The following is a 6,842-nucleotide window of genomic DNA, read 5'->3' on the forward strand; positions in this document are numbered from 1 at the left end:
CCGGCCCCCTGCACCGCCGTTCGCTCAGCTCCCCAGAAGGCGAACGGCGGTGCAGCCACGGGACTGGAAACGGGTGGTGCGGGGGCGGGGCAGAAACTCACCGCAGACTGCGCACGTCGAGATGCCGAAGCACGCGGTCCACGATCTCCGGATCGGCCCCCGGCTCACTCCGCGCCGCCAACACCTCGTGCCGAGCCGCGCTCATCATCTCGCCCTGAATCCGCCGCACCCGCTTCAGCCGCCGCACCCGCTGCTCATGCGCCTCCCGGCGCTCCTCCTCGCCCATGTCGGGGCTGATCCGCACCCCGATGTCGAAGGCGCGCCGCAGCATCTGCTCGGAGAGTTCCTCCGGGAGTTCCTCGACGGCCTCGATCTCCTTGAGCCGGGCCTTCGCTGCCTTCGCCGCCCGCACCGCCAACTCCCGCTCGAACGCCTGCTCGCGCTCGGTGTCGGCCCGTACGTCCAGCCGTTTCACCAGCCACGGCAACGTCAGTCCCTGGAGCACCAGCGTCGCCATGATCACGCCGAACGCGATGAACACGATCTCGTCCCGGTCGGGGAACCCGGAGCCGTCGTCGACGGTGAGCGGGATCGCCAGCGCCAGCGCGACCGACGCCACGCCCCGCATCCCCGCCCACCACATGACGACGGTCTCCCGCCAGGTCATCGGGATCTCCTCGTCGACGTCCCGCTTCGCGTGCAGCCGTTTCGTCAGCCAGGTCGCCGGCAGCAGCCACACCAGCCTCACCAGCACCACCACCCCCACGACGGCCGCCGCCCAGCCGAGCATCTCGCCCCACCGTCCGGACGCCGTGCGCAGCGCGTTGTGCAGTTCGAGCCCGATCAGCCCGAACGCGACGCCGGTGACGAGGGTGTCGACGATGTCCCAGAACGTGTGTCCGGCCAGCCGCGTCATGACGTCGTCGGCGTCGGTGGCGTACTCGGCGAGGAACAGCGCGGTGGTGAGCACGGCGAGCACGCCGGAGCCGTGCAGTTCCTCGGCGAGGACGTAGGAGACGTACGGGACCAGGAGGGTCAGGCCGATCTGGAGGGTCGCGTCGTCGAGCAGGTTCATCAGCTTGTTCGCGCCCCACCCCAGGGCGAGCCCGACGGCGACGGCGACGACGGCGGAGAGCACCAGCGCGAACGCCGCCTCCCCGACCCCGAACGATCCACTGACGGCGGCGGCAATGGCCACGTGGTAGAGGACGATCGCCGTCACGTCGTTGAACAGGCCCTCGCCCTCCAGGATGGACACCAGTCGGCGCGGCAGTCCGAGCTGCCCGGCGACGGCGGTCGCGGCGACCGGGTCGGGCGGCGCGACCAGCGCGCCGAGCGCGACGGCGGCGGCGACCGGCAGCCCCGGCACGATCGCGTGCGCGACGAGGGCGACGCACAGGGTGGTGACGAACACCAGCGCGACGGCGAGCAGGAAGATCGGCCGGAGGTTTGCCGTGAACTGCCGCCAGGACGTCCGCCGCACGGCCGCGTAGAGCAGCGGCGGCAACAGCGCGGGCAGGATCAGTCCGGGCGGGATGTCGACATTGGGGACGAAGTCCAGGACCGCGAGGACGATCCCGAGAAGCGTCATCAGCACCGGCGAGGGCAGCCCGAACCGGTCACCCACGGGGACACTGATCAGGGCCCCGAGCAACAACACGAACAACAGGGCCAGCTGGTCCACGGTCAGCGCTCCGGCAAGATCGACGAACGGACGGCAGAGCCAAGAGTGCCACGCCGTCGGCAGGCCGGAGGCTTCCGGGGTGCCGGGTTACAGAGCGCGCCGCATGGGCCGGTGCGGGATGCCCGCCTCCGGGTACTCGGCTCCGTACGCCACGTATCCGAGCCGCTCGTAGAAGCCGAGCGCCCGCGTCTGCGCGTGCAGGTCGACGGCGGTGAGCCCACGCGCGCGTGCCGCGTCCTCGATGGCCCGCACCAGCGCCACCCCGACGCCGAGCCCGCGCGCCTGCCGGGTCACCGCGAGCCGCCCCAGCACCCCGAGGGACAGGTCACCGCCGGTCCGCGCGGCCGCCTCGGGCCCGCACAGCAGCCGCCCGGTACCGAGCGCCGCCCCGTCCTCCCGCACCGCCAGCACATGCACGGCAACGGCGTCGAGGTCGTCGTACTCAAGGTCCTCCGGCACGCCCTGCTCGACGACGAAGACCTCCTTGCGCACCGCGAAGCAGGCCTCCCGGTCGGCGAGATCCTCGGCGACCCGCACGGTGCAGGCCGGCCCGCTCACCCGTAGGTCTCCTCGCGGACCCGGTCCAGGGCCTCCTGGAGGTCGGCCGGGTAGTCGCTGGCGAACTCCACCCACTCGCCGTCCCCGGGGTGCTCGAAGCCGAGCCGGACGGCGTGCAGCCACTGCCGGGTCAGCCCGAGCCGCTTGGAGAGCGTCGGGTCGGCGCCGTAGGTGAGGTCGCCGACGCAGGGGTGGCGGTGGGCGGACATGTGAACGCGGATCTGGTGGGTGCGCCCGGTCTCCAGCTTCACGTCCAGGAGCGAGGCCGCGCGGAACGCCTCGATCAGGTCGTAGTGCGTCACGGAGGGCTTGCCCTCGGCGGTGACGGCCCACTTGTAGTCGTGCTGGGGGTGACGGCCGACGGGCGCGTCGATGGTGCCGCTGGTCGGGTCGGGGTGGCCCTGGACGAGCGTGTGGTAGCGCTTGTCGACCGTGCGCTCCTTGAACTGGCGCTTGAGCGAGGTGTACGCGCGCTCCGACTTCGCCACCACCATCAGGCCGGACGTGCCGACGTCGAGCCGGTGCACGATGCCCTGGCGCTCGGCCGCGCCCGAGGTGGAGATGCGGTAACCGGCCGCCGCGAGGCCGCCGATGACGGTGGTGCCGCTCCAGCCGGGCGAGGGGTGCGCGGCGACGCCGACGGGCTTCACGATGACAACGACGTCGTCGTCGTCGTGGATGATCTCCATGCCCTCGACGGGCTCGGCGACGATCTGCACGGGCGCGGGCGCCTGCGGCATCTCGACCTCCAACCAGGCGCCGCCGTGGACCCGCTCGGACTTGCCGACCACCGAGCCGTCGACCTGCACCTTGCCCGCCCCGGCCAGCTCGGCCGCCTTGGTACGGGAGAAGCCGAACATCCGGGAGATGGCGGCGTCGACACGCTCGCCCTCCAGGCCGTCGGGCACGGGCAGGCTGCGGATCTCGGGAATCGTGCTCACCCGTCGAGTATGCCGGACGGGCCCGACACTCCCGACCGCCCGCCCTTCGCCTGTGGACAACTCAGCTCGCGGACGGTCGGCGCCTGTGGACAGACAGTCCTCTCGGCCGGGCAGGTCAGTCCTTGTGGACGGTCCCGTCCGGGTCCAGGCCCCGGAAGGAGAGCAGCACGATCAGGATGCCGCCGCAGACGATCGCCGAGTCGGCGAGGTTGAAGACCGCGAAGCCCTTGGGAGCGATGAAGTCGACGACCGCGCCCTCGAAGACGCCCGGTGAGCGGAAGATCCGGTCGGTGAGGTTGCCGAGCGCACCGCCGAGCAGCAGGCCGAGGGCGATCGCCCAGGGCAGGCTGTAGAGCTTGCGGGCGAGCCGGGCGATCACCAGGATGACCGTCGCCGCGATGATCGTGAAGATCACGGTGAAGGCCTCGCCGATGCCGAAGGCGGCACCCGCGTTGCGGATCGCCTCGAACCGCAGCCAGTCCCCGATGACGTCGATCGGCGCGTGATGCTCCAGCTTCGCGACCACGACCATCTTGCTGCTCAGGTCGAGGGCGTAGGCGAAGGCGGCGACCGCGAACAGCAGGCCGATACGGCGCTTGCCCCGCGGCCGCTCGGCGGACTGCTCCGCCTCGGCCTGCGTCGCCTCTGGGATGTCCGGCGTACCGATGATGCGCTCCGCCTCTGCCACGTGAGTCCCTCGACCTAGGTACCTGACTGAGGACGAGGGTACGACACGCCGCCCCGGGGGTTCAGTACCGGCGTTCCTGCTTCTGCTTGCACTCGACGCAGAGGGTGGCCCGGGGGAACGCCTGCATCCGCGCCTTGCCGATCGGGTTGCCGCAGTTCTCGCACAGGCCGTAGGTGCCCGCGTCGAGCCGCTGGAGGGCGTGCTCGGTCTGGAGGAGCGTCTCGCGCGCGTTGGCGGCCAACGACAGTTCGTGCTCGCGGGTGATGTTCTTGGTGCCGGTGTCCGCGTCGTCGTCGCCCGCTCCACCCCCGGAGTCACGCATCAGCCCGGCGAGGGCCTCCTCGGAGGACGCGATCTCGGCGCGCAGCCGTGCCCCCTCGGAGAGCAGCCCGGTGCGCGCCTCCTCGACCTCCGCCGGGGTCCAGGGGTCCTCGCCCGGACGGACCGCGAGTTCGCCGGGCTCCGCCGCGACCGCTCGCGCCTTGGGGACGGCCCGCTGTGCCGTCGTGGCCGTCCCGGCCGTTCCAGGGGTCTTCTTCGCAACCACTGTCGTGGCTCCCGTCTGCTTCGCGGCCCGCGCCGCGCCCGCCTTCTTGGCCGTGCTCTTCTTCGCGGCCGCCTTCTTGGCGACCGGTCCCGCCGCGCCCGCCTCGTGGGCGCCCGCCTGGTCGGCGCTCGCCTTCTTGGCGGCCGTTTCCTTCCCCGCCGTCTTCTTCGCCGCTGTCTTCTTCCCCGCAGCGGCCTTCTTCACGGCCTGTGCCGCAGGGGCCGCCGCCTTCTCACCGGCAGCCTTCTTGGCGGCGGTTTTCCTGACAGCGGTCTTCTTGGCCGCGGTCTTCTTGGCCGCGGTCTTCGCCGTCGTGGCCTTCTTGGTCGCGGCCTTCTTGGTCGTGGTCTTCTTCGCGGTGGACTTCTTGGCGGCGGTTTCCCCGCCTCCGTCCGGCACTCCCCCGGGCTCCGCTGCCGGGCTCTCCTCACCCTCGTCGTGGTCGGTCGTGCGGACCGCGGCTTTCCTGGCTGCCGTCTTCTTCGCCATCATGGCCGCGGCCCCTTCACATATTGTGATCTTGCACGCGAATCGTGCTGGGACGATAAATCGACTTCAGCCCCGCGGCAACGGCGCCGCCGCCCGATTCGCCGGGCCCGCACCGACCGCTCGGCGAGCCCTCATCCGTTGTGCCCAGCTCCCCGCCGGGTAATCCGCACAGCGGGACGTCCCGGAATCCACACACGCGCCCCGATCCATTCGGGTCATCCGCCCCGCACCCCCGCCCCGCTCCCGAGCCCGCTCCCGAGCCCGCTCCCGAGCCCTCCCCTGGGCCCTCTCCCGGGGCCCGGGAAAACCGGTCGGCCGCTGTCCGTGCGGCGCCGTACACTGGGCGGAGCGAGCAGCATGGATGGGGACGAGTAGCGGCGTACGCAGCCCAGAGCGACCCGGGGACGGTGGAAGCCCGGGGGCCCGCGCGACGCGAAGATCACCCCGGAGCCGCCGGAGGAACGCCCGGATCGGGCCAGTAGAACCGGCATCGCGACCCCAATGAGGGGGCTCACCGGCGCACGACCCGTGCCGGAGGGCCAAGGAGGGTGGTACCGCGGGAGCGCGCCGAGGTCGGCGCAGAAGGACACAGCTCTCGTCCCTCCGGACGGAAGGCAGCAAGTCCGCCGGAGGAAGCCCGCTGATGACAACGCCCACGTACCGCCAGGTGCCCGCCCAGGTCGACCTGCCCGCGCTGGAGCACGCCGTGCTCGATTTCTGGCGTGAGCAGAAGATCTTCGCCAAGAGCCTGGAGCAGTCCCAGGGCCGCCCCGAATGGGTGTTCTACGAGGGTCCGCCCACCGCCAACGGCATGCCCGGTGCCCACCACATCGAGGCCCGCGTCTTCAAGGACGTCTTCCCCCGCTTCCGCACCATGCGCGGCCACCACGTGGCCCGCAAGGCGGGCTGGGACTGCCACGGCCTGCCGGTCGAGCTGGCGGTGGAGAAGGAGCTGGGCTTCTCCGGCAAGAAGGACATCGAGGCGTACGGCATCGCCGAGTTCAACGACCGGTGCCGGGCGTCCGTGCTGCGGCACACCGACGCCTTCTCCGCGCTGACGACCCGCATGGGCTACTGGGTCGACCTCGACGAGGCGTACGTCACGATGGAGCCCGAGTACATCGAGTCCGTCTGGTGGTCGCTGAAGGAGATCTTCTCCAAGGGCCTGCTGGTCCAGGACCACCGCGTCGCCCCCTGGTGCCCCCGCTGCGGCACCGGCCTGTCCGACCACGAGCTGGCCCAGGGCTACGAGACGGTCGTCGACCCGTCCGTGTACGTCCGTTTCCCGCTCACCTCGGGACCGCTGGCCGGCGAGGCCGCCCTCGTGGTGTGGACGACGACCCCGTGGACGCTGCTCTCCAACACGGCCGTGGCCGCCCACCCCGACGTCACCTATGTCGTCGCGACCGACGGCGAGGACAAGCTCGTCGTCGCCGAACCCCTCCTGGCCAAGGCGCTCGGCGAGGGCTGGGAGAGCACCGGACAGACCTTTACCGGCGCCGAGATGGAACGCTGGACGTACCAACGGCCGTTCGAGCTGGTGGAGTTCCCGGCTCCGGCGCACTACATCGTCAACGCCGAGTACGTCACCACCGAGGACGGCACGGGTCTGGTCCACCAGTCCCCCGCCTTCGGTGAGGAGGACCTCAAGGTCTGCCGCGCCTACGGCCTGCCCGTCGTCAACCCGGTCCGTCCGGACGGCACGTTCGAGGACGAGATCCCCCTCGTGGGCGGCGTCTTCTTCAAGAAGGCCGACGAACGGATCACCGAGGACCTCGCCTCGCGCGGCCTGCTCGTCAAGCACCTGCCGTACGAGCACAGTTACCCGCACTGCTGGCGCTGCCACACCGCGCTGCTCTACTACGCGCAGCCCTCCTGGTACATCCGCACCACCGCCGTCAAGGACCGTCTCCTCGAAGAGAACGAGAAGACCAA

General features: G+C 71.2%; 6 protein-coding genes. 1 reads left to right on the plus strand and 5 read right to left on the minus strand.

What is annotated here, in order from left to right; all coding sequences use genetic code 11:
* Positions 1–97: 97 nt before the first annotated feature.
* The 5 genes from ACIQOU_RS32815 to ACIQOU_RS32835 all read right to left on the minus strand — a co-directional run bounded on the left by ACIQOU_RS32815 (position 98) and on the right by ACIQOU_RS32835 (position 4,910).
* Positions 98–1,684 carry a Na+/H+ antiporter gene (locus tag ACIQOU_RS32815; RefSeq protein WP_401542902.1) on the minus strand — a complete coding sequence of 529 codons (1,587 nt, stop codon included), beginning with the start codon at positions 1,682–1,684 and terminating at the stop codon, positions 98–100.
* An 87-nt stretch (positions 1,685–1,771) separates the two neighbouring features.
* Positions 1,772–2,242, minus strand: coding sequence for a GNAT family N-acetyltransferase (locus ACIQOU_RS32820; protein WP_401542905.1), 471 nt, complete (start codon positions 2,240–2,242; stop codon positions 1,772–1,774).
* The gene (locus ACIQOU_RS32825) at positions 2,239–3,183 is read right to left on the minus strand and encodes an RluA family pseudouridine synthase (RefSeq protein ID WP_401542908.1); all 945 of its coding nucleotides are present in this window, start codon (positions 3,181–3,183) and stop codon (positions 2,239–2,241) included. The genes ACIQOU_RS32820 and ACIQOU_RS32825 overlap by 4 nt, the downstream gene beginning before the upstream one ends.
* A gap of 115 nt (positions 3,184–3,298) precedes the next feature.
* On the minus strand, positions 3,299–3,871 hold the full coding sequence (lspA, locus tag ACIQOU_RS32830; protein WP_401542910.1) for a signal peptidase II: 573 nt from the start codon (positions 3,869–3,871) through the stop codon (positions 3,299–3,301).
* A 61-nt stretch (positions 3,872–3,932) separates the two neighbouring features.
* Positions 3,933–4,910, minus strand: a complete 978-nt coding sequence (locus ACIQOU_RS32835) for a TraR/DksA family transcriptional regulator (RefSeq protein WP_401542913.1) — start codon at positions 4,908–4,910, stop codon at positions 3,933–3,935.
* A 640-nt stretch (positions 4,911–5,550) separates the two neighbouring features.
* Between ACIQOU_RS32835 and ACIQOU_RS32840 the strand changes: the two genes are divergently transcribed.
* A partial coding sequence (locus tag ACIQOU_RS32840) for a class I tRNA ligase family protein (protein ID WP_401542916.1) occupies positions 5,551–6,842 on the plus strand: 1,292 nt, incomplete at its 3' end.

The organism is Streptomyces sp. NPDC091279 (assembly GCF_044757465.1).
GTDB lineage: Bacteria > Actinomycetota > Actinomycetes > Streptomycetales > Streptomycetaceae > Streptomyces.